Origin of the sequence: Streptomyces sp. NBC_01445, assembly GCF_035918235.1 — a bacterium.
In the GTDB taxonomy this organism is placed as follows: Bacteria; Actinomycetota; Actinomycetes; order Streptomycetales; family Streptomycetaceae; genus Streptomyces.
Genome location: NZ_CP109485.1, coordinates 6,506,820 through 6,532,764 on the forward strand (window position 1 = coordinate 6,506,820; position 25,945 = coordinate 6,532,764).

Sequence of the window (25,945 nt, forward strand, 5' to 3'; positions counted from 1 at the left end):
GCGTGGCGGTGAGCAGGCCGTGGGCGAAGGGCGCGGCGAGTGCTTGAAGACTGCTCGCGCAGAAATCTCGCGACGACATCTCACGAAGACATCCGGTGAGGCTTCCGGCTTTGGGCGGAGGAGTTCTTTGCCGAATGAGCGTCGGAGCGGCGCATGGAAGTGTGATGGTGCGGGAATTCAGCGGCGATAAAAGCGTCTTCCTATTCCCGTGGACGGCGGGGAGCACGCCGCGGAGAAAGCGCAGTATCCTCATGGAATGCGTATCGGAGAGCTGGCGCGGCGTACCGGAGTTCCGGTCCCCACCATCAAGTACTACTCGCGCGAGGGCCTGTTGCCCCCGGGCGAGCGCACCAGCCCGAACCAGGTCGCGTACGACGATTCCCATGTCCGCAGGCTCAAGCTGATCCGCGCCATGCTGGAGGTCGGCGGCCTGTCCATCGCGGCCGCACGCGACGTCCTGTCCGAGGTCGACTCCCCGACCCGCACGGTCCACGGCATGCTCGGCGTCGCCCAGTCCGCGGTGACCAGGGCCGCCGTCGAGCGGGGTACCGACGAGGACCGGGAGCGGGCCGAGGGCGAGGTCCGTGAGCTGGTGCTCCGGCACGGCTGGGCGGCGAAGCCGGAGAACCCGGGCTGGCAGGCGCTCGTCCAGATCGTGCTCACCTACCGCGACCTCGACCGGGGCGACCTGCTCACCCTGCTCGACAAGTACGCGGCCGCGGCAGGGGAGTTGGCGGTCGCCGAGCTCGGCGCGCTCGCCGATGTCCCGAGCGCCGACGGCAAGGTCGAGGGCGTCGTCCTCGGCACGGTCCTCGGCGACGCGGCCATGGCGGCGCTGCGGCGAATCGCCCAGGAGGACGCCTCCGGCCGGATCAGCAGCGGGCGCAAGCACAGCGCGTAGCCCCCGCCGGCTCACCCGGCGTACGCCAGCAGCGGTGCCACCGGCGCCAGATGGTGCACATGGGCGGGCGGCAGATTCCCGAGCACCGTCTCCGTGCGGAACCGGTGGCGGTCCAGGGTCCGCCCGACGACGGCCTGCACCGCGAGGGTCCGCTCGCGCGCCCCGCCCGTCGTGAACACCCGGCGCAGCTGCGGCATCCCCGCGTACGCGAAGAACGACAGCGTGCCGCCGGGACGCAGCGCAGCGAGCAGCCGGCCGAATATGTCCTCGACCGTGCCCGCGTCGAAATTGGCGAACGGCAGCCCGCACACGATGGTGTCGTAGCTCCCCAGATCGTGCTCTTGCACGAGCCCGGTGAGCAGCCGCACGCGCTCGTCGCCGCCGTAGTCGCGGTGCAGGAGTTCGGCGAAGCGGGGGTTGGCCTCGACCAGGTCGAGGGTGTCCAGGACGCCCAGCGAGGCCCTGATGCGCCGGGTCACGGCGCCCGTGCCGGGGCCGACCTCGAGGACGGCGCGGGCGCGGCCCGGGCTGGGGATGACATGGCGGGTCAGGGCCCGCGCCAGCAGGGGACTGCTGGGCGCGATGGCCCCGGTGTCCCGGCGGGTGCGGGCGAACTCTCGGAGGAGCAGCGTCACATCGGTCATGGCCACCTGCGTCATAGTGATAGTGAAACTATCGATAGCGTAGGTTACTGTTGAAGCCCAGGACACGCCCAGTCGCTGCCCGCAGTGCCGCCCGTGGGCATCTGGCCTGGGAACACGCCTCACCAAAGACCCGGCACATGCCTCCAAAGAGGCGTCGGGCCCAGGGAAAGGGAGACCGATGGACTTCGCCTCACTCGTGTCGTGGGCCGACTTCACGTCCGGCCTGTCCACCCGGATGTCGGGCGCCGCCTGCTGGGCGTACGCGATCCTCGCGGTCACCACGCTGCCGCCCCTGCTGCCCAACGCGGTGCTTCTGATCACCGGCGGGATGCTCGCCGCGCGCGGCGAGATGTCCCTCGTCCTGGTCCTGCTCTCGGTGGCCGGCAGCGCGCTCGCCGGCGACGTCCTCATCCACCGCCTCGGCTGGTTCGCCGGCCGCAGGGTGCGCGGCGGCGCCGCGGGGCGCGGACGCAGGGGCGAGCTGTTCGACTGGGCCGCGGGGCGGGTTCAGCGCGGCGGCATCCCGTTCGTCGTCGGCGTCCGCTTCCTGCCCAGCGGGCGCCTCCTCGGCGGGCTCGCGGCCGGCGCGGCGCGCTACCCGGCCCGCAAGTTCGCGATCGGCGCCGCGCTCGCCGAAGTCGTCTGGGCCGCCTGTTCGGTGGGCGTGGGCTACGTCGGCGGGGCGGTCAGCGACGACCCCGTGTACTCCGTCGCGACAGGCCTCGGCCTGCCCGTCGCCGTCGGCGCCGCAGCGGCGCTCGCACAGCGCAGGGCCACCGCACCGGCGGCGAATGTTTCGAAGGGGGCATAGCGCAGTCCCCGTAACGCGGATATCGGACGCGCACGTTTCCCGGAAGTCTCGGAAATCTTGCACTGAGGGCCGAAATCTATTTTCGCCGACCACCACCGACGTCACGCGACACAGACGTTTGCCACACGCCATTTGACTGATTCAGGGAGACAGAAGTGTTTGCCGCTATCGGAAAGTTCACCGCGCGGCGCCGGAAATGGGTCGTCACCGCGGCGGCCGTCTTCACGCTGTTCGCCGGCGTGTGGGGCACCGGCGTCTTCGGCTCGTTCACCGGCGGAGCCGGCTTCGACGACCCGGCCGGCGAGTCCGTCCAGGCCGACAAGGTCCTCGACGGCCCGCTCGGCCGCGAGTCCAACGACCTCATCGTGCTGTACGAGTCGAAGGACAAGGGCGCCACGGTCGATTCCTTCGCCACGGCGGTCCGTGCCGCACTCGACGACGTCCCGCGCGCCGACATCGCCCGCCTGGACTCGTTCTGGCACCCCGGAACCCAGAACCCGAGCGCCTACGTATCAAGGAACGACCAACAGACCTACGCCACCGTCCAGTTCACCAGTGACGACGACCAGAAGCAGGTCGCGGCACTGGAGAAGATCAGGGACGACTTCGCGGCCGACGGCGTCACCGTCCGCTACGGCGGCGTCGCCGCGATGACCGACCAGGTCAACACCCTCACCGGCTCGGACATCGCGCGTGCCGAAATGCTCTCGGTCCCGATCCTGCTGATCCTCCTGGTCCTGATCTTCCGCGGCGCGATCGCGGCGCTCCTGCCGCTGGCCGTCGGCTCGTTCGTGGCGCTGGGCTCCTTCGTCGTGCTCCGCGTCCTGACGATGTTCACCGAGATCTCCAGCACGGTCATCAACGTCATCACGATCCTCGGCCTCGGCCTGGCGATCGACTACGCGCTCTTCCTCGTCAACCGCTTCCGCGAAGAACTCCACGCGGGCGCCGACGTCGACAGGGCCGTGGAGCGCGCCACCGCGACGGCGGGCCGCACGGTCGCGTTCTCCGGCATCGCCGTGGCGATCTCGTTTGCCGGACTGGCCTTCTTCCCCTCCCGCTTCCTCTCCTCGATGGGGTACGCGGCGGTCGCCGTAGTCGCGTTCGCGGTGGTCGGCTCCCTCACGCTCCTCCCCGCCCTCCTGAGCTGCACCGGGCACGGCATCGACAAGTGGCGCATCCCGCTGGGCGGCAGGAACCGCGCTCCCAAGCCGGAGAACGAAGGCCGCTGGTACCGCACAGCGCACGCGGTCATGCGGAAGCCGCTGGTCTCCTCCCTGGCGATCGTCGCCGTCCTCGTAGGACTGGGCGCACCGCTCCTGGGCGTCAACTGGGCACGCCCCGGCGAGTGGGTGCTGCCCTCCGACGCGGACGCGAAGGTGGTCAGCAAGACACTGGCGTCGGACTTCGGCACAAACCCCGCACAGATCATGACGTCGGTGGTCCAGGGCTCCACCGGCCCCGTGGGCCGCGCCGAAGTATCGGCCTACGCAGCCGAGTTGGCCGACGTGGACGGCGTAGCCTCGGCGACCCCCACGGCGTTCGAGGGCAACGACGCGCGCATCACGCTCCGCTACACGCCGGACGCCATGTCCGACGCCGCGCAGAGCATGGTCCACGACCTGCGCGCCACGGCGCCCCCGGCCGGCGCGGACGCACTTCTGACGGGTATGCCGGCGTCCCGGGCCGACATCGTCGGCATGATCGGCGACCGCCTCCCGTGGATGGCCCTGTTCATCGCGGTCGTCTCGTTCCTGGTCCTCTTCATGGCCTTCGGCTCCCTGCTCCTCCCGCTCAAGTCGGTGATCCTCAACCTCCTTTCGCTCCTGGCCGCGTTCGGAGCGATCAAGTGGATCTTCCAGGACGGCCACCTCTCAGGGCTCCTCGGCTTCGAGCCGATCGGCGCGGTGGACGCCAACTTCCCCGTCCTGGTGGTGGCGATCGCGTTCGGCCTCGCGATGGACTACGAGGTGTTCCTGCTCTCCCGCGTCCGCGAGGAGTGGGAGGTGAGCGGCGACCCGGTCGAATCGGTGGCGCTCGGCGTCCAGCGCACGGCCAAGATCATCACGAGCGCGGCGCTGCTGCTCGTCGTGGTCGTCGGCGGCTTCATGGCCTCCTCGATCCTCTTCATGAAGATGATCGGTGTCGGCCTGGTCATCGCGGTCCTCGTGGACGCGACGATCGTACGAGGCCTGCTGGTGCCCGCGACGATGGCGCTGCTGGGCCAGCGGGCCTGGTGGGCACCGGCCCCACTGGCCCGCTGGTGGTCGAAGTACGGCTTCCGCGAGTCCTCGGCCCCGCCGCCCCCGCCCGCGCCCGCACCGGCACCGCGCTCAGAGGCGCTGCGGTGACGTTGCACTCCGCAGGGCGGGCGGGTGAGGCGCAGAGGCGCCCGGCCCGGCCGCCTTGCGCCGTCTGCGTCGGATGCTTGCTCTGATCCATACCTCGCACAGCGCAGCAACCACGGTGTGGGCCTTCGCGGGCGCCATTCTCATCGTGCTGGCGGTGGGCTGGTACATCCGGATGAATCTCACCTGAGGCGCGATCCGGATTCTTCGGAGTTCGGTGGTCTGTGGATGTCGAGAACGTGCCACCGGCTCCGTCCCAGGGACATCAGCGGCCACCACCGGTCGCACGAGGAAGAAGGAGAAACCAGCATGGCGATTCAGCGGATGGACAACGTCGGCATCGTCGTCGAGGACTTGGATGCCGCCATCGGGTTCTTCGTGGAACTCGGTATGGAGCTGGAGGGCAGGGCGGAGGTCGAGGGCCTCGTCGCCGACCAGTGCACCGGTCTTGACGGCGTCCGCTGTGACATCGCGATGGTCCGGACCCCGGACGGTCACAGCCGGCTCGAGCTGGCGAAGTACCGCAGCCCCGCGGTGATCAGCGCCGGGCCGCGCAACCGGCCGCACAACATTCTGGGCACGCACCGCGTCATGTTCGCCGTCGACGACATCGAGGACACCGTTGCCCGCCTGCGCCCTCACGGCGCCGAACTCGTCGGCGAGATCGCCCGGTTCGAGGACAGCTATCTGCTCTGCTACCTCCGCGGCCCGGAGGGCATCATCGTCGGACTGGCCGAGCAACTGCACTGAGAAGGAGAAACCGAACCACGCAGCCGAACGGAAGCCATGAGACGGACCTCGGAGAGGGGTGGCTCGCCACCTCTGAGGTCCCGCGCCGCCGACCGACCCGCCGCCAGGAACTTCGACACGTATGCGACACGGCGACCCGCAGAGACCCGGTGACGGCCGGACGGCCCCGGACCCACCCCGTGATCATCGGGGGAGTGGCCGGGGCTTCTGTGCGTGTACGGAAAGGGCCCCTGACCAGCAGAAATGCCCTACCGAAGTAGGGCCGATGAGAGGCGCCCCCGGCAGGACTCGAACCTGCGGCCAAGCGCTTAGAAGGCGCCTGCTCTATCCACTGAGCTACGGGGGCCGGTGTGTGGCCGGTGGCTCGGGACGGATGTGGGGGAGATCCGTGACCTTGCCGGGACCAAGGATAGGGCTCCCGGATCCCTGTCCCTGCTGCTTCGCCTCCGTGGCACGATGTGGAGGTTCGGTGAAGCGGTCCTGATAATCGCAGGCAGGTACGAATCGTGCACCGCTTTTAGCGTCTCACGCCCCGGGTGTTGTGCACTCGTTATGCCTGCGCCCCAGTCGTCCCTTCCGTCCCATGGACCGGATGGGCCGCATCGGCGCGCAGAGACGTCCATATGCTTCAGAAAGCCGCCAAAATTGGGCATTCTTCGCATGTGGTGACCTTGGACGTACGGCCTCAGTTGCTCGACGCACTCTCCGCGCTGCGCGACCGTGTCGCCGCCGCGCGCTTTCCCCTCCCTCTCCCGGGGGCGCCGCGTGCGCGTGCCAACCGGGTGGAGCTCCTCGCGCAGCTCGACGACTATCTCGTGCCCCGGCTGAAAGATCCCGAAGCCCCGTTGCTCGCCGTCATCGGCGGGTCGACCGGCGCCGGGAAGTCGACCCTCGTCAATTCCCTCGTCGGGCGGAAGGTCAGCGAGGCCGGCGTGCTGCGGCCCACGACCCGTACTCCCGTACTCGTGTGCCACCCCGAGGACCACCGCTGGTTCTCCGGCGCCCGCGTCCTGCCCGACCTCACCCGCGTATGGACGCCCCGCCGCCCCGACGACATCGAGCTCGGCGCCGCCGCCCCCGCCGACGACGACGAACACGTCCTGCGTGTCGAGACCTCCGGCAACCTGCCCCGCGGGCTCGCCCTCCTCGACGCGCCCGACGTCGACTCCCTCGTCGCCCGCAACCGCGTACTCGCCGCCCAGCTGATCAGCGCCGCCGACGTCTGGATCATGGTCACCACCGCCTCCCGCTACGCCGACGCCGTGCCCTGGCACCTGCTGCGCAGCGCCAAGGAGAACAACGCGACCCTCGTCACCGTCCTCGACCGCGTGCCCCATCAGATGGTCGCCGAGGTCTCCCGCCAGTACGGGGCCCTGCTCGCCAAGGCCGGACTCGGCGACGTACCGCGCTTCACCGTCCCCGAACTGCCCGAGTCGACCGGCGGCGGCGGCCTCCTGCCGGCCACCGCCGTCGCCCCGCTGCGCGCCTGGCTCAGCCACCGTGTGCAGGACCCCACTGCCCGCTGCGCCGCCATCGCCCGCACCGCCAACGGAGTCATCGACTCCCTCCGGGTCCGCACCCCCGGACTCGCGGGCGCCGTCGCCTCCCAGTACGCCGCCGCCCTGCGTCTCACGGCCACCGTCGACGAGACGTACGCGAGGGAGCACGCGCGCGTGCGCACCCGGCTCCAGAGCGGCGGCGTGCTCGCCGGGGACGCCCTCAAGCGGTGGCGCAGCTACCCCCTCGACTGCGCGCCGGTCGAACTGCTCGACGCGCTCACCGAGAGCCTCGGCGCGCTCCTCCTGTGCGCCGTCACCGCCGCCGACGAACGCATCGACGAGGCCTGGCACCGCGACCCCGGGGGCGCCGCGGACGGACTCGCCGACCGCGACCCCGACCTGGAGACCGCGGAACACCGCATCGGTATGGCCGTACGCCGCTGGCGCCGCATGCTCGAGGAGTACGCGGAGGAACAGGTACGCACCCTCGACACCACTCCGCCGCCCGACACCGAACTCGTCGCCGCCCTCCTTGCCACCGCCCTCCTCGGCGGGAACCGCGCCCGCAGCGCCGGCGAGAGCCTCGCCGAACGCATCGGTGCCCAAGGGGCCCTGCGCCTGCGCGACCGGGGCGGGCGGCTGCTCACCGAATACCTGGACAAGGTGCTCGCCGTGGAGCGCGACCGCAGGCTCGCGCCGCTCGACGCACTCGACGTACAGCCCGAGTCCCAGGCCGAACTGATCGCCGCGCTGTCCGTACTGCAGAAGGAGAGGTGACCGCGGTGACCACCGTCACGGACCACACCGATCACACCGAGCACGCCGATCACACTGATCACGCCGGGCACGCCGGGCACGCCGATCACACTGATCACGCCGGGCACGCCGGGCACGCCGGGCACACCGAGCGAGCCGGGCACGCCGATCACACCGAGCCCGCCGATGGCACGGAACCGGCCGGGCGCGTGGATCCGCCCCGGGAGGACGTGGACGGCTCCGGCGGCGGCGCCTGGGACGACGGGCTCATCGCCCGGCGCGTCGCGGACTCCGGCGTCTTCGACGTGGAGGCCATGCCCGACTCGTACGCCCACGAGGACGGGCTCCAGGGCGCCGACGCGGCGCTCGTCGAGCGCCTCGACGCGCTGCGCGAACTCGTCGGGCTCTCCCGCGCCCGCGTCGACGGCGCGGCCCTCGCCGAGGCGGGCCACGTGCTCGACGAGGCGGCCGCCCGGCGCAGGCTCTCCGTCCGGCACACCGTCGTCGCCATCGCGGGTGCCACCGGCAGCGGCAAGTCGACTCTCTTCAACGCCCTCGCGGGCGTGCCCCTGTCCGAGACGGGACTGCGCAGGCCCACCACCTCCGCACCCATCGCGTGCAGCTGGACGGACGGCGCCGCGGGGCTCCTCGACCGGCTCGGGATCCCCGGCCGGCTGCGCCGCCGCCCGCTCCAGGGCCAGGGTCCCAAGGACGTGGACGCGCCGCTCAAGGGGCTCGTCCTGGTGGACCTGCCCGACCACGACTCGGCGGCGGTCGAGCACCGTCAGCAGGTCGACCGGATCCTCGCGCTCGTCGACGCCGTCATCTGGGTGGTCGACCCCGAGAAGTACGCCGACGCGATGCTGCACGAGCGCTATCTGCGGCCCCTGGCCGGCCACGCGGAGGTCACCTTCGTCGTTCTCAACCAGGTGGACCGGCTGCCCGGCGAGGCCGCCGACCTCGTACTCGACGATCTGCGGCGCCTCCTCGACGAGGACGGGATCGCGCTCGGCGAGCACGGCGAACCGGGCGCGACCGTACTCTCCCTGTCCGCGCTCACCGGCGACGGCGTCGATGAACTGCGCGAGTCCCTGGACCAGTTCACGCGCGAGCAAGGCGCCGCCGCCCGCCGGATCGCGGCCGACATCGACGCGGCGGCGCTGCGCCTGCGGCCCGTCTACGCGACCGGACGCAAGAGCGGGCTCAGCGAGGACGCCCGCGAGGAGTTCGCCGACCGGCTCGCCGACGCCGTGGGCGCCGAGGCCGCGGGACAGGCGGCCGAACGCGCCTGGCGCCGCAACGCCAACAAGGCGTGCGGCACCCCCTGGCTGCGGCTCTGGCACTGGTACGAGTCCCAGCGCAGCCCGAGCGACACGCTGACGGTCAGGCCCTTGCCCGCCGACGACGAGGCGACGGCGCGCCAGCGCGTGGAGCACGCGGTGCGCATCGTGGGCGAGAGGGCGTCGGCGGGGCTGCCGGGGCCATGGGGGCAGGCGGTGCGGGAGGCGGCGACGCGGGGGGCCGAGGGGCTCCCGGAGGCGCTCGACGACCTGGCGGTCTCGGCGGGGTCGCCGCCGCCTCGGCTGCCGAGGCCCGGCTGGTGGCCGGTCGCGGTCCTCGCACAGGTCTCCATGACGATCATTCAGGTCATCGGCGGACTGTGGCTGTTGGGGCAGATCATCGGGGTGCTCGATCCGAATCTCGGAGTTCCGGTGCTGCTGATGCTGTGCGGCATCATCGGCGGACCGTGTGTGGAGTGGTCGTGCCGGATGGCGGCGAAGGGGCCGGCGCGGCGCTACGGGCTCGACGCGGAACGGCGCCTTCGGGAGGCGGCGGCGGGGTCCGGGCGCGCCCGCGTCCTCGATCCGGTGGCCGCCGAGCTGCTGCGGTATCGGGAGGTCAGGGAGCAGTACGTGAAGGTGACGGGGTGACCCCCGCGGACGTGAGTCGCCACCTGGCCGGGTGACGGGGATTTCCACAACTGGCCGGTAGAACACAGGCACCAGCGGGCTCGTCCCGGCACAGGCACTCTGAGATCGCGGCCCGGAAGCGACCGGGAACGCGGTACGGACGAGGCCGTGCGGGACGGGCCCGCACGCGTCCGTGCGCAGGGGAGGGGTGGACCGACATGAGCGAGACGACGGTGACGGTCGTGGGTAACGTCGCGACGACGCCGGTGTACCGGGAGCTGCCGAAGGGGCCGGTGGCGCGGTTCCGGCTCGCGGCGACGGCCCGGCGCTTCGACCGGGTGCGCAACGAATGGGTGGACGGGCACACGAACTTCTTCACGGTGTGGGCGTGGGGCACCCTCGGCACGAACGTGCAGGGCTCGCTGTCCATCGGTGAACCGGTGCTGGTCCAGGGGCGGTTGCGGGTGCGGGACGAAGAGCGGGGCGGGCAGCACTGGACGTCGGCGGACATCCAGGCGTCGGCCGTCGGGCACGACCTGTCGCGCGGGACGACCGCGTTCCGGCGGAGCCGGCAGACTCGGCCGGGGCGCCAACCGGACGGCAACGAACCGTCGTTCGAGATCGAGCCGCAGGGGGAGAGCGAACCTCAGCAGGACCAGCACGACCAGCAGGACCAGCAGGACCAGCAGGACCAGCAGGACCAGCAGGACCGGCAGGACCAGCGGCAGAGCGAACGGCGAGAACCGGCCGTCGTCGGCTGAAAGAGGTCGCTGACTCCTCGGATCGCGGCTCGGCTCGAATGCGGCCCGAAGTGCGGCTTATCGGCGAATGAACACCGGTTCCGTGCCGTTGATTTGTCGATAAGCCAGGGCTGTAATCATTAGCGGCGATAACGATTCCGAGTCGGATCGCTCTCGTACCGCTCTGACCTGGGGACTGTGGTGCGCGGCTTCCTTAGGATGCCGGGCGTAGCCCACGGGGCCATTGATTCGGATGTCTGCTCAAGCGTCTGATTCACACATCGTTCTGTCGGCGGGACGTCACCCCCCTCGTGCCAATGTCTCCCGCCTGAAGGGGAATTCTGTGTTCTCTGCGGTATCTGTGTTGTCGGCGGTCACCCCACGCGGGCGGGGCGCCGCCCGCCTCGCCGCGGCGGCCCTGGTCTCCGGACTCGTGGTCACCGCCGCGATATCCGGCGCTGGCGCGGCCTCTGCGGACGAGGTCCCTCAGCAGCAGGGCGGCGCGACCGCCACGATCGGCGGGCTCAAGACCTACGGTCAGGCCGTCATCCACGACAACGGCAAGGACCAGCCCGTCTCCGCCGGACTGTTCGAGATGTCCGTCGACAACGGCGGCACGCTGCAGACGTACTGCATCGACATCCACAACCCGACCCAGCGGGACGCCAAGTACCAGGAGACCCCCTGGAGCGGCACGTCGCTGAACGGGAACGCGGACGCGGGCAAGATCCGCTGGATCCTGCAGAACTCCTACCCGCAGGTCAACGACCTCGCCGACCTGGCCCGCAAGGCCGGCGCCGGCAGCCTTACCGAGAAGGACGCCGCGGCCGGCACCCAGGTCGCCATCTGGCGCTACTCGGACGGCGCGGACGTGGACGCGGTCAGCCCCGCGGCCGAGAAGCTCGCCGACTACCTGCAGAAGAGCGCCCAGCCCCTCGCCGAGCCGAAGGCCTCGCTGAACCTGGAGCCCTCCGCCGTCTCCGGCCGCGCCGGTGACCGGCTCGGTCCGGTCACGGTCCGTACGAACGCCGACAGCGTGAGCGTGACGCCGCCCGCCGACGCGGCCGCCAGCGGGGTCAAGGTCGTCGACAAGGACGGCAAGCCCGTGACGTCCGCCGCCGACGGCGGGCAGCTGTTCTTCGACGTGCCCGAGGGCGCCGCCGACGGCACGGCCGCGCTGACGGTGCAGGCGTCGACGACCGTGCCGGTCGGCCGGGCCTTCGCCTCCGAGACCCGCAGCCAGACGCAGATCCTCGCCGGTTCCAGCGAGTCCACGGTCTCCGCGACCGCCACGGCGAACTGGGCGAAGAAGGGCGCGGCCCCCGCGTTGTCGGCGCAGAAGAACTGCGACAAGGGCGGCGTGGACATCACGGCGACCAACAAGGGTGACGAGGCGTTCACCTTCGAGCTGATGGGCCTTGAGCACACCATCGCGGCCGGGGCCTCGCAGACGGTGACGATCCCGTTGCAGGAGGACCAGGCGTACGACTTCACGATCAAGGGTCCGAACGGCTTCGAGAAGCGGTTCAAGGGTGTCCTCGACTGCAAGACCGAGAGCACCGCGGGCGGCAGTGAGCAGCCGTCGTCGCAGCCCAGCCCGGCCTCCGTGGGCGGCACCGGCACCAAGTCCGGCGACCTCGCCGAGACCGGCAGCTCGAACGCCACCCCGCTGATCGCGGGCATCGCCATCGCCCTCGTGGTGATCGGCGGCGGCGCGGTCTTCCTGGTCCGCAAGAAGAAGGCCCCGACCCAGGACTGACCCCCACCACGCCTGACCCCGGCCCCGGCCCGCCTCCACGGCGGCCGGGGCCGTATGCGTCGCCATCCGCGGGCACAAGATGATGCCTCCGGCGGGGGATCGGCCGGCACCGGGTGGGAGGGGGCGCCGTTCCCGGCCGCGGGCACATCGTGGCGAGTGTGGTGGGCTCCCATCCCGTCCGCCATCGACCCAGGCAGAGCCGAGCAGACGCGGCCCATGGCGTCCAGGTCGTTCGTACAGTGGCGCGCTCCACCTGGACGCCATGAACCACGCCCGCTCCGCGGTGTGTGGGTCGACGGCGGACGGGATGGGAGCTGGGGAGGGCGGTCGGTGAGGTTGTGTCAAAAGCTGGCCTGGACCTATTGGCCGAGAGTCAACGCCCTGCTTTACTTCGCGCATGTTTTCGGCGATCTGCGGCGCCCTCGGCGTGCTACTCGGGACTGTGGTTGTCCGTAGGCGAGCGAAACAGGCTATGGCTCGGGTCAATGCGGGGCAGCCAGCCCTCTTCCCGATCGGGGCCAAGCGGCCGGACTTGAGTCGCCGATGGAACTTGGGCCGAACGCAAGCCAGTGCTGAAGAGTTCCGATGGGAACCTCGCTGGCCGTGGACGCGGCTGCGTGAACTCCCGGCAGACCTGCAGTGCGTCCGCACACGTGAAATGACCTTCCGCGAGATGCTGTGGCTCCCGGACGGCGCCTTGGTGATCGAGTGCGAATCGTCTGATGGACCCGTGTGGCTGTGGGTCATGCCCGTGCAGGTGAAGCACGTAATAGCGATGATCCGGCGTGGCTGGTGACTGTGCCACTCCTGTGCCAGAACGAGCGGGGACTCGCGGGAACTCAGGAGCAACCCCGGTGGTGGTCAGTGGACTTGGCCCAGGTAGGACTCCGCAGGTCACGCCAGTGATCGCCCCACCTCGCTCCTGAAGCGGTAGTCCACACCGGGCGAGTGAGATCATCCGTAGATGGCCGACGCGCGACTTCCCCGGGGATGGACTCTTCAGCAGATCCGCGATGTATCGGGGGACCGAGAGGCTGTCGCCCTGGATCCCGATCGGCCAGTGAAGTGGGTCAGCGTCGGCGAGGCCCACGAGATGCCCCGCCCGGAGATCGTTCTCGGGTTCCACGGCCTGTGTCTCGTGAAGCCTGTGGATGACGACGACTGGTACATGGGCAGCCTGTACGACGATGGCAGCATCGACTGTTGGACCGCCTACGGCGACCTGTACGAGGCGCTACGCAGCCTCTAGGAACTTGCGCCACGGCTCCGCGTGCGAGGCGCACTGAGTGTCTAACTGCGTGACAACCACGACGCACAACCGCGAACAACCGTGGACGTCAGCGGACCATCAGCCCAGGTGGCAGACACAGGAGCCCAAGGGCAGCGAGCGCCCCGACTTCTTCGGGACGGAGAGGTCCGAGCACCACTTTCGCGCCAGAACGAGCGGGGGGCAGCCGGGAATCACGGTGCCGTCGGCGGCACGCTCCGAGGCCCCGAACCGGCCGTTCGCCCAGTTCAGGCGTAGCAGCGGCCCTTGATCACTGCAGCTTCCCAAGTGGAGGTGGTAGTCCAGGGGCTGACGTGCCTGACGCCGCCCCTGTGACGCTTCTTGATCCGGTTGCGCTCTTGTACCGGGGGCCGGAAACTCCGGTTGTCCTAGAAGGGCTCAAGTGCTTTTCAAACGAGTCGTGGTGGCCGTGGGGATCGTCGTCGCTGCTGGTCTGCCGACAGCAGGGACCGCCACGGCGGAGCAGGGGACTGCGGCCGGCCAGATCACCGCCACTGGCTATTCCTCCGGCTCTCCCGCTCTGGTCTCGCTCGACCCAGTGAGCGGCGATGTCATCCGGACCTTCGCGCAGAACGCCGAGGAAGGCGTCCTCTCTCCGAAGGGCTCCACCGTGGCGTACATCCAGCGCGACGACACCTGCATTCCCCAGACCGAAGGCTGCATGTACGCCCGGAACCTGGTGGTCGCTGACGGCGATGGCAGTGACCAGCACGTTCTGGTCCGGGGTATCGCGCCCGAAACCAATGAGGCTCCGTACGTCGGCCACCCCGACTGGTCCCCGGACGGCAAGCGGATCGTCTACAACAGCCCGCGCGGTCTGGAGTGGATCAAGAGCGACGGCACAGGACAGGAGGTGCTCACGACAACCGGCGGCGCAGGCACCTTCTCGCCCGACGGCCAGAGCATCGCCTTCGTGAGGACCACCACGTACGAGACGGACGACGGCTGGGAGTACGGCAGGGACGTCTGGGTCATGGACATCGCCACCCGGCAGGTACGCCAGATCAGCACCGTTCGCAACGCGCTGTCCACGCCTGTCGACTGGTCCCCCGACGGGCAGCGCATCGTGTACGTCACCGAGAACGGCCTGAACGCCGTCGACGTGGCGACCGGCGCCGTCACCGAGCTGCAGAGCAGCTGGACGACCCCCCTCAGCAGCGTCCAGGGCCCCGTCTTCTCGCCCGATGGCACTCAAATCGCCTTCTCCGCCACGGACGACTTCGACTACACCCACAGCACCTATGTCGTCGACGCCGCCGACGGAAAGAACCTCCAGGTCCTGACGGACCAGGCTGTGACCCCCACCGACTGGCTGAGCAGGTAGCAGGAACACCGGCCGCGGGCCCGGGTGGTGCCCGCGGCAGGCCCTCCGAGGACTACGAGTCGCATGCGTGTCGAAGTGGGCCTGCAGGACTCGTACAGCAGCACGATTGGCCAGGTCGGAGGCATGCTGCGTACGAACTGGCGATGCGCCTTCTAAGCGCCTGGTCGTAGGTTCGAGTCCTGCCTGGGGCGCCGAAGCCGGGCAGAAACGGCCGGCGGGAGCGGATCGCGTACCGACGCCGTCACGGTGCGGGAGCGTGAGCGGATCATCGCGGCGGATGAGCCGAGGGGGAGCCGCTGCTGCCGCGATCTGGCTGAGCCTGTCGAGGGCGCAGCGTTCGGCTGCCGGGCCGTCTGTGGGCCGTGCGAAGGGGCTCAATGGTGACCGACGTCGACAACCGGTGACAGGTCAGCTACCGAGACGAGCCAAGAACGGCCAGGTCATGGACCCCTGGCCATACTGGTTTCCCCCATGGGGTGGCGGTCAGGCAAGATGGGGTGTATCTGCCCACACATCGATTGCCGGACGGTTTCTCTTGGCTGAGTTCATCTACACCATGCGCAAGACGCGCAAGGCGCACGGCGACAAGGTGATTCTGGATGACGTCACCCTGAACTTCCTGCCCGGCGCGAAGATCGGTGTCGTGGGTCCCAACGGTGCCGGTAAGTCCACGGTGCTGAAGATCATGGCGGGCCTCGAGCAGCCGTCGAACGGCGAGGCCTACCTCTCGCCCGGATTCAGCGTCGGCATCCTCATGCAGGAGCCGCAGCTCGACGAGTCGAAGACGGTCCTGCAGAACGTGCAGGACGGCGCCGCCGACACCATGAAGAAGCTCCACCGCTTCAACGAGGTCGCGGAGCTCATGGCGACCGACTACTCGGACGCACTCCTCGAGGAGATGGGCAAGCTCCAGGAGGACCTGGACCACGCCAACGCGTGGGACCTGGACGCGCAGCTCGAGCAGGCCATGGACGCCCTGGGCTGCCCGCCCGGCGACTGGCCCGTCAACAACCTCTCCGGTGGCGAGAAGCGCCGCGTGGCGCTGTGCAAGCTCCTCATCGAGGCCCCCGACCTGCTGCTCCTCGACGAGCCCACCAACCACCTCGACGCCGAGTCGGTGAACTGGCTGGAGCAGCACCTCTCCAAGTACGCGGGCGCCGTGGTCGCCGTGACCCACGACCGCTACTTCCTCAACAACGTCGCCGAGTGGATCCTCGAGCTGGACCGCGGCCGCGCGCTCCCCTACGAGGGCAACTACTCGACGTACCTCGACAAGAAGGCCACGCGCCTCAAGGTCGAGGGCCGCAAGGACGAGAAGCGCGCCAAGCGGCTCAAGGAAGAGCTCGAGTGGGTGCGGTCCAACGCCAAGGGGCGCCAGACCAAGTCCAAGGCCCGCCTCGCCCGCTACGAGGAGATGGCCGCCGAGGCGGACAAGATGCGGAAGCTGGACTTCGAGGAGATCCAGATCCCGCCGGGCCCGCGCCTGGGCAGCATCGTCGTCGAGGTCGAGAACCTCTCCAAGGCCTTCGGCGACAAGGTCCTCATCGACGACCTGTCGTTCACGCTGCCGCGCAACGGCATCGTCGGCGTCATCGGTCCGAACGGCGCGGGCAAGACCACGCTGTTCAAGATGATCCAGGGCCTCGAGACGCCGGACAACGGCTCGATCAAGGTCGGCGACACGGTCAAGATCTCCTACGTCGACCAGAGCCGCGCCAACATCGACGCCAAGAAGACCCTCTGGGCCGTCGTGTCGGACGAGCTCGACTACATCAACGTCGGCCAGGTCGAGATGCCGTCGCGCGCGTACGTCAGCGCCTTCGGCTTCAAGGGCCCGGACCAGCAGAAGCCGGCCGGCGTCCTGTCCGGCGGTGAGCGCAACCGCCTCAACCTCGCCCTGACGCTCAAGGAGGGCGGCAACCTGCTGCTCCTCGACGAGCCGACGAACGACCTCGACGTCGAGACCCTGTCGTCGCTCGAGAACGCGCTCCTCGAGTTCCCGGGTGCGGCCGTGGTCATCTCCCACGACCGCTGGTTCCTGGACCGGGTCGCCACGCACATCCTCGCCTACGAGGGTGACTCCAAGTGGTACTGGTTCGAGGGCAACTTCGAGTCGTACGAGAAGAACAAGATCGAGCGCCTCGGCGCGGACGCCGCGCGCCCGCACCGTGCCACGTACAAGAAGCTGACGCGAGGCTGATCGTGCGTCACATCTACGCCTGCCCCCTGCGCTGGTCGGACATGGATGCCTTCGGGCATGTCAACAACGCTGTCTTCGTGCGGTACTTGGAAGAAGCGCGGATCGACTTCATGTTCCAGCTGGCGCCCGGGGACGGGTCGCCGTCGTTCTCCGGCGGGTCCGTCGTGGCCCGCCACGAGATCGACTACGTACGCCCGCTGGTGCACCGGCACACGCCGGTCACCATCGAGTCGTGGGTGACGAAGATCGGCGCCGCGTCGCTCACGATCGCGTACGAGATCAAGGACGAGGGCCAGCTCTACGTGCGGGCCTCGACCGTGGTTGTGCCGTTCAACCTGGAGGCGCAGCGGCCCCGGCGGATCACCGCTGAGGAGAAGGCGTACCTCCAGGAGTACATGGACGACAGTGCCGACAGCGGCTCGGGGGCGCTGGCCGCATGACGGCACCCGTGCTGCACTTCGCCGACGCCGGGGAAGGGGCGGACCTCGCCGCCTTCCTCGGCCGGCTCGTGCACTACGACCGGGCCGCCGCCGTGCGGCTCCAGGCGGGCGGACAGGCGCTTGCCGTCTTCGGTCGGCCGCCGTCGTTCGAGGTGCTCGCGATCCGCACGGCCCGCCTCCTGAAGCCGTACGAGTACGGGCTCGACAGCTCGCTGGACGTGACCGTGTCGGCCGGTGAGCTGCTCGAGTCGATCGACGAGCGGGCCGGGAGCGCGCGCGTGCCCGCCGCGGTGACCGGTCCTCCGTGGGCCGGTGTCCTGCCCCCGCGCGGCGGCTGGGAGCTGGTTCCCGGCTTCCCGGACGTGGACGTCGTACGCGGGCTCGTACGCGCCGCGGTCGCCGAGTTCAAGGCGCGGGTCGACGAGTTGGCTCCCGATGCGCGCACGCGCGCCGAACTGGACCGGACCGGGCGCGAGATCTGGTCGCGGACCATCGGCGACACCGGGGTTCCGGTGCGGGCCGCCCACGCGGCCCAGTCTCTCGGATTCCTCCGCGGGGACGCGCTCGACCTTCTCAGCAGCGGCTCGTGGCTGCGGCTGCGCACGGCCTACGGCTCCGTGGCGCTGCGGCGCGGCAACGGGATCTCCGGCCTCTCCGTGTCGCCCGTCTGACCGGCCGCGCCGGACACCTGCCTCCCGGTACGGATCAGGATCAGCCCGGCTCGGTGTCGTCCGGCCACACCCCGATGTGGTCCTCCTCCAGCTCCAGGAGCACCCGGTCCCGCATCCCCAGCGCCCGCGTGTGGTCCGCGGGGAGCTGGAGCCGGCCCGCGCGGTCGAGCATGGCGTACTCCCGTGAGATCAGGGACTCCTGGCCCGTGGCCGCGTCGACCTGCGTGCGGCGCAGGACCTCCGTCGAGGTGCGGCCGTCGCGGATGGCGACGGTGCGGCGGACCTCGGAGGCGACGGCCTGGTCGTGCGTGACGATCACGATGGTCGTGCCCAGCTCCTCGTTGGCCGTGCGGAACGCGGCGAAGATCTGCTCGCCCGTGTGGGAGTCCAGCTCGCCGGTCGGTTCGTCGGCGAGCAGGACCGACGGCTCGTTCGCGAGCGCCACCGCGATGGCGACGCGCTGCTGCTGACCGCCCGACAGCGCCTGCGGGCGCCGGTCGCGACAGTCGCCGACCCCCAGCAGATCGAGGAGTTCCACGGCCCGCCGGGACTTGTGGGAGCGCTTGGTGCCGCCCCTCAACTGCATCGGGAGCGCTACATTCTGGGCTGCCGTCAGATAGGGGAGCAGATTGCGGGCCGTCTGCTGCCAGACGAAGCCGACGATGTCCCTGCGGTAGCGCAGGCGCTCCTTCGCGCCCATCGTGAGCAGGTCGCAGCCCGCGACCTTCGCCGCTCCCGCCGTCGGCTCGTCGAGCCCCGCGAGGATGTTCATCAGCGTCGACTTGCCGCTGCCCGACGCGCCGACGAGAGCCATCAACTCGCCCTCGCGCACCAGGAGATCGAGCCCCTGGAGCGCCTGTACCTCGACGCCGTCGGTGGAGAAGATCCGCACCAGCCGGTCGCAGGTGATCAGGGCGTCATGGCCGTACGCGGGCTGGTCGCGGCGGTCCGCGGCGCGCCGTTCGAGATCGGCGAGGGTGGGGTCGGTGGTGGTCATGAGGTCTCTCCCGGTGTCCCTTCGGCCCTCGCCGTGGCTGATCCTGTTGCTGCCGTGAGGCCGTGGTCGTATGCCGGCCGCCCGCATCGGTTCATGACGTTTCCCCCGCTCTCAACTCCCGTACGAATCCCCGCCGTCCGGTCCACCAGGCCTGACCGGCCGCCACGGCCGTGGCGAGCAGGACGACGCACAGCGCGGGCAGCAGGAGCGACAGGGCGTCGGTGCGCAGCTGTGCCACCGGGCCCCCGCCGCCCGCCGACGCCAGGGCCAGCCCCGTCAGGTCGAGGCCCGGCGCGAGGAGCCGGATCGCGGCCCACCCCGTGAGGGCGCCGCCCGCCGCGGCGAGCACGGCCTGGGGGAGCGCTTCGAGGATCAGGAGGCGGCGGGCCTGCCGGCGGGTGAGGCCCATGGTGCGCAGGCGCGCGAGGAGCGCGGTGCGTTCGGGGGCGGCGCGTGCCAGGGCGAGAAGCAGGGTCAGGGCCGCGTACCCCGCGCCGATGACGACGGCCGCCGAGTAGACGCGGGCGGCGCCGGTCTGCAGGGGCGAGTCGACGTACCGGGCGCGTTCGGTGGCGCGCAGCCGCACCGACACCTCGGAGCCCGCGGCCTTGCGCAGGGCGGGCCCGTCGATGTGGTCGCCGGTGACGAGGAGGGAGCTGGGCAGGTAGCGGGGTGCGATGCCCTGGTTGGCCTTCTGGTCGACACCGACCCGGCGGGCCAGGGCCGCCCGGTCGACCACCAGGAAGTCGTCGGACAGCGCGGGCGTGGTCGTACGGACCGCGGAGACGCGCAGCACGATGTCCTCGCCGTCCATCAACAGCGAGAACGGCCCGGTCCCGAAGACGTCCCGCATCGAGGGGGAGGCCAGTACGGGGAGCGGGGACGCGGCGGTACCGGGCCGCGCGGCGTTCGTCGTCAGGGCTCCGGCGGGGAACGCCCCGAGGTCCGTACGGGCGGCCAGGCGCGCGTACGACGCGGTGTCCACGGCCGCGAGCGGAACCTGGCGCCGGCCGTCCTTCGGTTCGGCGTCGTACCGCAGCGTGAGCGGCGACACGTCCCGCACCCCGGGGATCTTCCTGACCTGTCCGGTGAGGGCGGTGGGCAGCGCGGAGCCGGACTCGACGCGGGCGTCCGCCCCGGTCGCGAGGACCGCCGCCCGGTCCCGCTCGTGATCGATCCCCGAGAGGACCGAACCGCCGAACGCGGCCGTCGTCAGCGCCGTGAGCAGCGCGAGCAGCGGGAGCACCGCCGTACCGGCACCGGCCGTCGCGCGGCCCGTCCTCGCGAGCGACAGATAGCCGACGACGCCGCGCAGCCGGCCTGCCGGGCGGGCCAGCCAGCGCAGCGGCAGCGGATACACGCGCACGAGGACGAACGCGGCGACGACCCCGACCAGGACCGGCGCGAGCGCGACCAGGCTGTCCCCGCCGTCGGCCGTCCCCCGGCGGCGCAGCGCCACGATGGACGCGACAGCCAGGACGAGCAGGGTGAGTTCGGCGACCGTGCGCCGGCGCGAGGGGCGGGCGTGGGCGAGGTCGTCGCGCGCGCCGCCCACCTGGACGCGGCGGTGCGCGGCGGCGGCCCGCAGGGGCAGCGCGAGGCACGTGAGCAGGACGACCCCGGCGGCCGCGAGCACGGCGGGCTGCCAGCGGCCGTGCCGGACCGCGACCAGCGCGAGCGCGAGTCCGGCCGCGCCCGCGGGCACCGCCACGACCGCCGTCTCGGCGAGCAGCCGCCCGGCGAGCCCGCGCACCGAACCGCCGCGCGAACGCAGGACGGTGAACTCGGCACGGCGCCGCTCGGCGGCCAGGCCCCCCGCCATCAGGAGCACGATGCAGGCCACCGTGCCGGTGCCGTACGCGGCGACGGAGACGACCGGGCCGATACGGGACCGCAGTTCCTGGTAGCCGGTGATGAACTCGTCGAGTCCCGTGGCGACCTCGGTGTCGCCGCCCGTGGCCACGCGCACCGCGAGCAGACCCGGGCCGTTCTCCGTATAGGCGAGAGCGGACTTGAGGGCGGGCATGGTGCGCGCATCGAGGGAGCCCAGGTCGGGCGCCAGCTGCCAGAATCGCTCGGGGTCGCCGGCCGTGCCGAGCAGCGCGGGCGCCGCGTCGGGCGCGAGGAGGAGCCCGCCGACCCAGAAGTCCGACGGAGGCCTCCCCTGGGTCTGGTGCAGCGACGGGGCGGCGAGGGCCGGAGCGGCCGCCCAGTACGACGCCTTGGGGTCCCGCACCTTGAGGACACCGGTGATGCGCACGGACACGTAGCCCTTCATCACGGCGGGCACATGGATCACCGAACCGGGCCTGATGTGCAGCGCCTTCGCGGTCGCGGCCGTCACCGCGCCCTCCACCTCGGTCGTCTCCCAGGTGACCGTGCCCGCCGCGCGCGGCAGCCGCCCCGCCGCGACCGTACTGTGCCGGGCGAGGCCGCTCTGCGCGGAGAGGGTGAACTCGGCGGGCAGCCCGTCGGGCCGCGGCAGCCACCTGTCGGTGGCCGCCTTCAGCAGCGTGGTGGTGCGCAGCCCGTACGAGGACTGCGTCCTGTCCACGGCGAGCGGCGCGCGCAGGGAGTCGAGGACGTCCTCGTACGCGGTGCTCATGGACTCGGAGCGCATCATCTCGTCCCGAGCGACCGACTCCTGTTCGGAGCCGGCCTCCGCGGTGAGCGTGAGGACGGTGCGCGGGGGCGCCTCGGCCGAGACCGCGTGGCGCAGGCCCGCGTCCTCGTAGTCCTCGACGGCCCGCGGGAACACGGCGGCCAGGAAGGACGTGAGGGCGACCAGGAGCGCGAGCGCCCAGGCGGCGCCGGGCGCGGTGCGCAGGCGGGTGCGCACCCAGGGGGCGACGGTCGGTGGCGTCATGTCACTCACTCCCCTGGCGGCGCAGTGTGATGGCGGCGTCCGGCGGCCGGCGCAGGGCGAGGCCCGCGGTGATCAGGACGGGCGTCACCGCGACGCCCGCGAGGAGCAACAGGACCTGCCCCCACGGCAGTTCGACCAGGACCCGGGGCATCGGCTGGATGGCCTGCCCGGTGAGTACGACGAGCGGCACGACGGCTCTCGTGAGAAACGTCCCGAGGGCCAGTCCCACCAGGAGGGCGAGCGCGACCAGGATGCCCTGCTCGGCGGCGACGAGGCGGGCGAGCTGGCGCCGGGGCGCGCCGAGCGCCCGCAGGATCGCGAACTCGTTGCCGCGCTCGCGCATCGAACCCGCGGTGTTGACGGCGAACCCGACCGCGGCGAGGAGGGCGGCGGCGACGGCGGCCGCGGCGAGCGCCGACTGCGGTCCCGCGCCGAGCGGGTCGTCGCGCAGCGACTCGGCGATCTCGGACCGCACGACGACCTGCGCCGGCTCGGCGTCGGGGCGGGCGCGCAGCGCGGCGGCGGCCTCGGCACTGCGGCCGGGCTCGGTGCTCAGCCACCACTCGCCGGGCAGGGCGGGCTCCTTGTGCCGGTCGGTGAGCGCTCGGTTCAGGGCGCGCAGATCGAGCAACAGGGCGCCCCCGTCGGCGGACTCGGGGCCGGCGTCCGCCTCGGCCGTGGTGTCGGCCCCGGCCTCGGGTCCCGTGGTCGGCAGGGCGCGTACGCTCGCCGAGATCCGGACCTTGAGGGGCGAGCCGCCGACGGGGACCGCGACGGTGGACCCGACCTTCGCGCCGGACGAGCGCAGGAAGCGGTCGGTGGCCACGGCCGTGACCTCCTTGACCGCGGGTCGCTTCGCGGTGAGCCGGACGCTCATGCTGGGCGGCGCCCCGAACGGGATGGTCAGCGGATTGAGCCGCCCGGTGTCGAACCCGACGGACACCTGGCCGTCCGACTGCCGTTCGAGCACCGGGGCGCCGGGCCGGGCGCCACCGTCTTCTTCCGAGCCGCCCTGCGCGGACGCCCGCCACCGCGTGCCCAGCTTCAGCGACTGCTGCGCCCCTGCCGCGTTCACGGACCGCAGTCCCTCGAACGTCAGGCGGTGCTTCACCGTCTCGGTGACGGGCTGGTCGATGTCGAGGGCCAGGCCGGTCAGGGTCAGCGGGGTCGCGGGCCGCTCGAGGGAGATGGAGCCGCCCCCGCCGAGGCTCATGGCGAGCCGGTGCGCGCGCCCGTCGGCGGGCAGGTCGTCCAGGAACAGCTGGTACGGGATTCCGTAGCGGTCCTCGACGGTCGCGGTGACGCTGCCCTTCACATCGGACGGCGAGGCGTCGTGCGGACGGGCGGGCGTGCTCAGGCGCAGGGTGAGGGTGGCGCCGGTCGCGTCGGCGGGCAGTACGACGCCGGGGGAGCGGTCGTGGCCGCCGGTGCGCAGCGACGACAGCAGCCGCGAAGGGGACTTCTCCGACAGGTCGTCGCGCAGCATCAAGTGGTCCGTGGCGTGTGCCGTGTCGAGGGCCAGGAGCGTCGCTTCCCGGCCTCCGCTCAGGGGCATCGTGGCGCGCACGGCGGGCGCCGCGTCCCGTACGCCGGGAGCCGCCGCGTAGACCCCGGCCTGGCCGAGCCCGCCTCCCGGTGCGAGGACGCGGAGGGAGGCGCCCGCCCGGAAGTCCGCCTGGTCCTCCTGCGAGCGGTTCCAGGACGCTCCCTGCCCGATCGCCAACATGCCCATGGCGACCGCGAGTACGAGGAGCAGGACGGGGCCCGCGCCGCGCAGCGGGCGGCGGCTGAACTGCCAGCCCGCGAGCGCCGCCGGCAGTCCGCGCCCGCCGGCCGCGCGGCGCTCCGCGAGCTTCGCGGCGGGCGGCAGCAGCCGCAGCGTCAGGACCGTACCGGCGAGCAGGGCCAGGGCGGGGGCCGTGACGAGGAGCGGGTCGATGCCGAGGGTGCCCGAGGTGTTGCTGCTGAGCGCGCCCGAACCGGACGTCTGCCGGTCCAACTGCCAGTACGCCACGGCCGCGATGACCAGGAGGCCCACGTCGGCGCCCGCCCGCAGCGGCGCCGGCAGCGACCTGGCGCGGCCGCGCTCGGGACCTGCGGCGCTCAGCGAGGGCACCGTCACGGCGAGCGCGCAGCCCACCGCGACCGCCAGGGCGACGAGCCACACCCCGCGGCCGGCCTCGACGTCGAGCCGCAGCCCGATCCGCGACAGGGCACCCCAGGAGGACAGCAGCCGGATCAGCGGGCCCGCGAGGAGCGGCGCGCACACGGCCGCGGGCAGCGCGAGCAGCAGCGCCTCGATCGCCGCGAGCGAGGTCACCCGGGCCCGCGAACCGCCGCGCGCCCGCAGCATCCACGTCTCGCCCGCGCGCTCCGTGCTCAGCAGCCGGGCGACCAGGAGCAGCGTGTACGTGGCGAGCAGGACGAGCTGGAGCGCGACGATGAGGAGGGTGGAGCGGGAGACGAGCAGGGCGCGCTCCGCCCGGTCGAGGGTCTCCGGCAGCGAGGTGTTCACCCCGGTCGTGCCGGCGAGCGCCTTCTCGCGCAGGAGCGCCTTGGTGCCTTCGCGGGCGCCGGTGCGCAGCGCGTCGATGTCCGCCGTCGTCACCGACGAGAAGTCGGCGGACGCCAGCCAGGCCGACTTCCCGGCGGAGACCCGGCCGGCCGCGAGGACGGAGGGGGCGGTGAGCAGGGGCCCGTACGTCGTGAAGGAGATCTTCTGGATGCCGCGGCCGCCGAGGTCGTCGAGCTTCCAGTAGGGGGCGGTCAGCCTGACGGGCTGGTACACGCCGGTGAGCACGACCGACACCGTGGGGCCGCCGAGGCGGTCCTTCAGCGTGAGCTTGTCGCCGGGGTGCAGCTTCAGCTGCCGGGCGGCGGCCTCGGGGAGCGCAGCCTCGACGGGCGCCCTGGATCCGTGTGGCGCCTTGGATCCTTGCGCCGCCTTGGGGGCGCGGCCCTTCGTGATGCGGACCTCGCCGCGCTCCAGCGCCGCGAACTGGGTCAGGTCGGGGTTCCCGGAGCGGGCGGCCGGCGGCTGGAGCGAGCGCGGCAGCGCGTACGGGCCCGACCTCATCAGCGTCTGCACGCTCACCGGCAGCCCGCCGAAGATGTCCCGCGCCCCGGAGCGGACCGCGGCGTCCGCCGCCTCGCGGCCCTCGGCGGGCACATCGGCCTTGACCGTCAGCGCCGTGGTCGCGGCGTCGCGGGTGCGCAGGCTGTTCCGCAGAGCGGCGTCACCGATCGCGCCCGAGAAGGCGCTGAGCATCGCGAGAACGGACGTCGTCAGCAGGACCGCGAGAAGCGCAGCGGTCAGGAGCAACCGGTGCGCGCGCACCCTGAGTAGGACAAATCCCGACACCCCTGCCCCCGTACCCGCTCTGCGCCGCACATCCCCCGAAAGTCTGTCCGGATGCTTTCAGAGCGAACGGAGTTGGGGAAGGGGTTTCAACCGGATATCGGCGGCGCCACATCGGATAACGGCGCAGGCGTATCGGACAGCGGCGTATCAGCCCGCCGTGTTCACCATCGAAGCCGCGGCATACGTCAGGTAGTTCCAGAGCGTGTGCTCGTGCTCCTCGGACAGGCCGAGCTCGTCGACCGCGGTCCGCATGTGCCGCAGCCACGCGTCGTGCGCCGCCCGGTCCACGGCGAACGGCGCGTGCCGCATCCGCAGACGCGGGTGGCCCCGGTTGTCGCTGTAGGTGCGGGGACCGCCCCAGTACTGCATCAGGAACAGCGTGAGGCGCTCCTCGGCCGGACCCAGATCCTCCTCCGGGTACATCGGCCGCAGCAGCGGGTCCTGGGCGACCCCCTCGTAGAAGCGGTGGACCAGGCGCCGGAAGGTCTCCTCGCCGCCGACCTGCTCGTAGAAGGTCTGCTCCTGAAGCGTGCCGCGCGGAATCTCGGTCACGTCGGTGGGCCTCACAACTCTCGCTCGGGTCACCCCGATGCCTTTCCGGCCGGGGGTCCCGGGGTGGTCCCCCGGGAAATGCAGCACGTGTCCATCGTCTCAGACGACCGGGACGAGGACTTGAGGCT

At 71.5% G+C, this 25,945-nt stretch carries 18 protein-coding genes and 1 tRNA gene; 13 read left to right on the plus strand and 6 right to left on the minus strand.

What is annotated here, in order from left to right:
• Positions 1–256 precede the first annotated feature (256 nt).
• On the plus strand, positions 257–901 hold the full coding sequence (locus OG574_RS29640; RefSeq protein WP_326775693.1) for a MerR family transcriptional regulator: 645 nt from the start codon (positions 257–259) through the stop codon (positions 899–901).
• Between the two features lie 11 nt (positions 902–912).
• On the opposite strand, the gene OG574_RS29645 is transcribed toward OG574_RS29640, so the two are convergent.
• On the minus strand, positions 913–1,560 hold the full coding sequence (locus tag OG574_RS29645) for a class I SAM-dependent methyltransferase (RefSeq protein ID WP_326775694.1): 648 nt from the start codon (positions 1,558–1,560) through the stop codon (positions 913–915).
• Positions 1,561–1,723: 163 nt separating this feature from the next.
• On the opposite strand from OG574_RS29645, the gene OG574_RS29650 reads away from it, so the two are divergent.
• The 3 genes from OG574_RS29650 (at position 1,724) to OG574_RS29660 (ending at position 5,454) form a co-directional block, all read left to right on the plus strand.
• Complete coding sequence (locus tag OG574_RS29650) at positions 1,724–2,356, plus strand: DedA family protein (protein ID WP_326775695.1); 633 nt, start codon at positions 1,724–1,726, stop codon at positions 2,354–2,356.
• A gap of 155 nt (positions 2,357–2,511) precedes the next feature.
• Complete coding sequence (locus tag OG574_RS29655; RefSeq protein ID WP_326775696.1) at positions 2,512–4,707, plus strand: MMPL family transporter; 2,196 nt, start codon at positions 2,512–2,514, stop codon at positions 4,705–4,707.
• Between the two features lie 306 nt (positions 4,708–5,013).
• Positions 5,014–5,454 (plus strand): VOC family protein, encoded by a 441-nt coding sequence (locus OG574_RS29660; RefSeq protein WP_326775697.1) that lies wholly within the window; start codon positions 5,014–5,016, stop codon positions 5,452–5,454.
• Between the two features lie 273 nt (positions 5,455–5,727).
• On the opposite strand, the gene OG574_RS29665 is transcribed toward OG574_RS29660, so the two are convergent.
• A tRNA-Arg gene (locus OG574_RS29665) sits at positions 5,728–5,800 on the minus strand.
• Between the two features lie 277 nt (positions 5,801–6,077).
• Between OG574_RS29665 and OG574_RS29670 the strand changes: the two genes are divergently transcribed.
• From OG574_RS29670 to OG574_RS29710, 9 genes are all read left to right on the plus strand, one after another.
• Complete coding sequence (locus OG574_RS29670) at positions 6,078–7,730, plus strand: dynamin family protein (protein ID WP_326775698.1); 1,653 nt, start codon at positions 6,078–6,080, stop codon at positions 7,728–7,730.
• Between the two features lie 5 nt (positions 7,731–7,735).
• Positions 7,736–9,640 (plus strand): GTPase, encoded by a 1,905-nt coding sequence (locus tag OG574_RS29675; RefSeq protein ID WP_442816856.1) that lies wholly within the window; start codon positions 7,736–7,738, stop codon positions 9,638–9,640.
• Between the two features lie 197 nt (positions 9,641–9,837).
• On the plus strand, positions 9,838–10,380 hold the full coding sequence (gene ssb / locus OG574_RS29680; RefSeq protein ID WP_326775700.1) for a single-stranded DNA-binding protein: 543 nt from the start codon (positions 9,838–9,840) through the stop codon (positions 10,378–10,380).
• A gap of 322 nt (positions 10,381–10,702) precedes the next feature.
• A complete protein-coding gene (locus OG574_RS29685; protein ID WP_326775701.1) occupies positions 10,703–12,118 on the plus strand; it encodes a Cys-Gln thioester bond-forming surface protein in 1,416 nt (471 codons plus the stop codon).
• Between the two features lie 1,060 nt (positions 12,119–13,178).
• Positions 13,179–13,367 (plus strand): hypothetical protein, encoded by a 189-nt coding sequence (locus OG574_RS29690; protein ID WP_326775702.1) that lies wholly within the window; start codon positions 13,179–13,181, stop codon positions 13,365–13,367.
• Positions 13,368–13,788: 421 nt separating this feature from the next.
• A complete protein-coding gene (locus OG574_RS29695) occupies positions 13,789–14,730 on the plus strand; it encodes a TolB family protein (RefSeq protein ID WP_326775703.1) in 942 nt (313 codons plus the stop codon).
• 535 nt (positions 14,731–15,265) lie between these two features.
• Entirely contained in the window at positions 15,266–16,930 is a 1,665-nt protein-coding gene (gene ettA / locus OG574_RS29700) for an energy-dependent translational throttle protein EttA (protein ID WP_326775704.1), read from the plus strand.
• Complete coding sequence (locus OG574_RS29705; protein WP_326778672.1) at positions 16,930–17,370, plus strand: acyl-CoA thioesterase; 441 nt, start codon at positions 16,930–16,932, stop codon at positions 17,368–17,370. The genes ettA and OG574_RS29705 overlap by 1 nt, the downstream gene beginning before the upstream one ends.
• On the plus strand, positions 17,367–18,041 hold the full coding sequence (locus OG574_RS29710; protein WP_326775705.1) for a hypothetical protein: 675 nt from the start codon (positions 17,367–17,369) through the stop codon (positions 18,039–18,041). Before OG574_RS29705 ends, OG574_RS29710 begins: the two co-directional genes overlap by 4 nt.
• A 40-nt stretch (positions 18,042–18,081) precedes the next feature.
• Here OG574_RS29710 and OG574_RS29715 read toward each other — a convergent pair whose 3' ends face one another.
• The 4 genes from OG574_RS29715 to OG574_RS29730 all read right to left on the minus strand — a co-directional run bounded on the left by OG574_RS29715 (position 18,082) and on the right by OG574_RS29730 (position 25,817).
• Positions 18,082–19,038, minus strand: coding sequence for an ABC transporter ATP-binding protein (locus OG574_RS29715; RefSeq protein ID WP_326775706.1), 957 nt, complete (start codon positions 19,036–19,038; stop codon positions 18,082–18,084).
• A 91-nt stretch (positions 19,039–19,129) separates the two neighbouring features.
• Positions 19,130–21,904, minus strand: coding sequence for an FtsX-like permease family protein (locus OG574_RS29720; protein WP_326775707.1), 2,775 nt, complete (start codon positions 21,902–21,904; stop codon positions 19,130–19,132).
• A gap of 1 nt (position 21,905) precedes the next feature.
• Positions 21,906–25,265, minus strand: coding sequence for an FtsX-like permease family protein (locus tag OG574_RS29725; RefSeq protein WP_326775708.1), 3,360 nt, complete (start codon positions 25,263–25,265; stop codon positions 21,906–21,908).
• Between the two features lie 147 nt (positions 25,266–25,412).
• The gene (locus tag OG574_RS29730; protein ID WP_326775709.1) at positions 25,413–25,817 is read right to left on the minus strand and encodes a globin; all 405 of its coding nucleotides are present in this window, start codon (positions 25,815–25,817) and stop codon (positions 25,413–25,415) included.
• Positions 25,818–25,945: the final 128 nt, after the last annotated feature.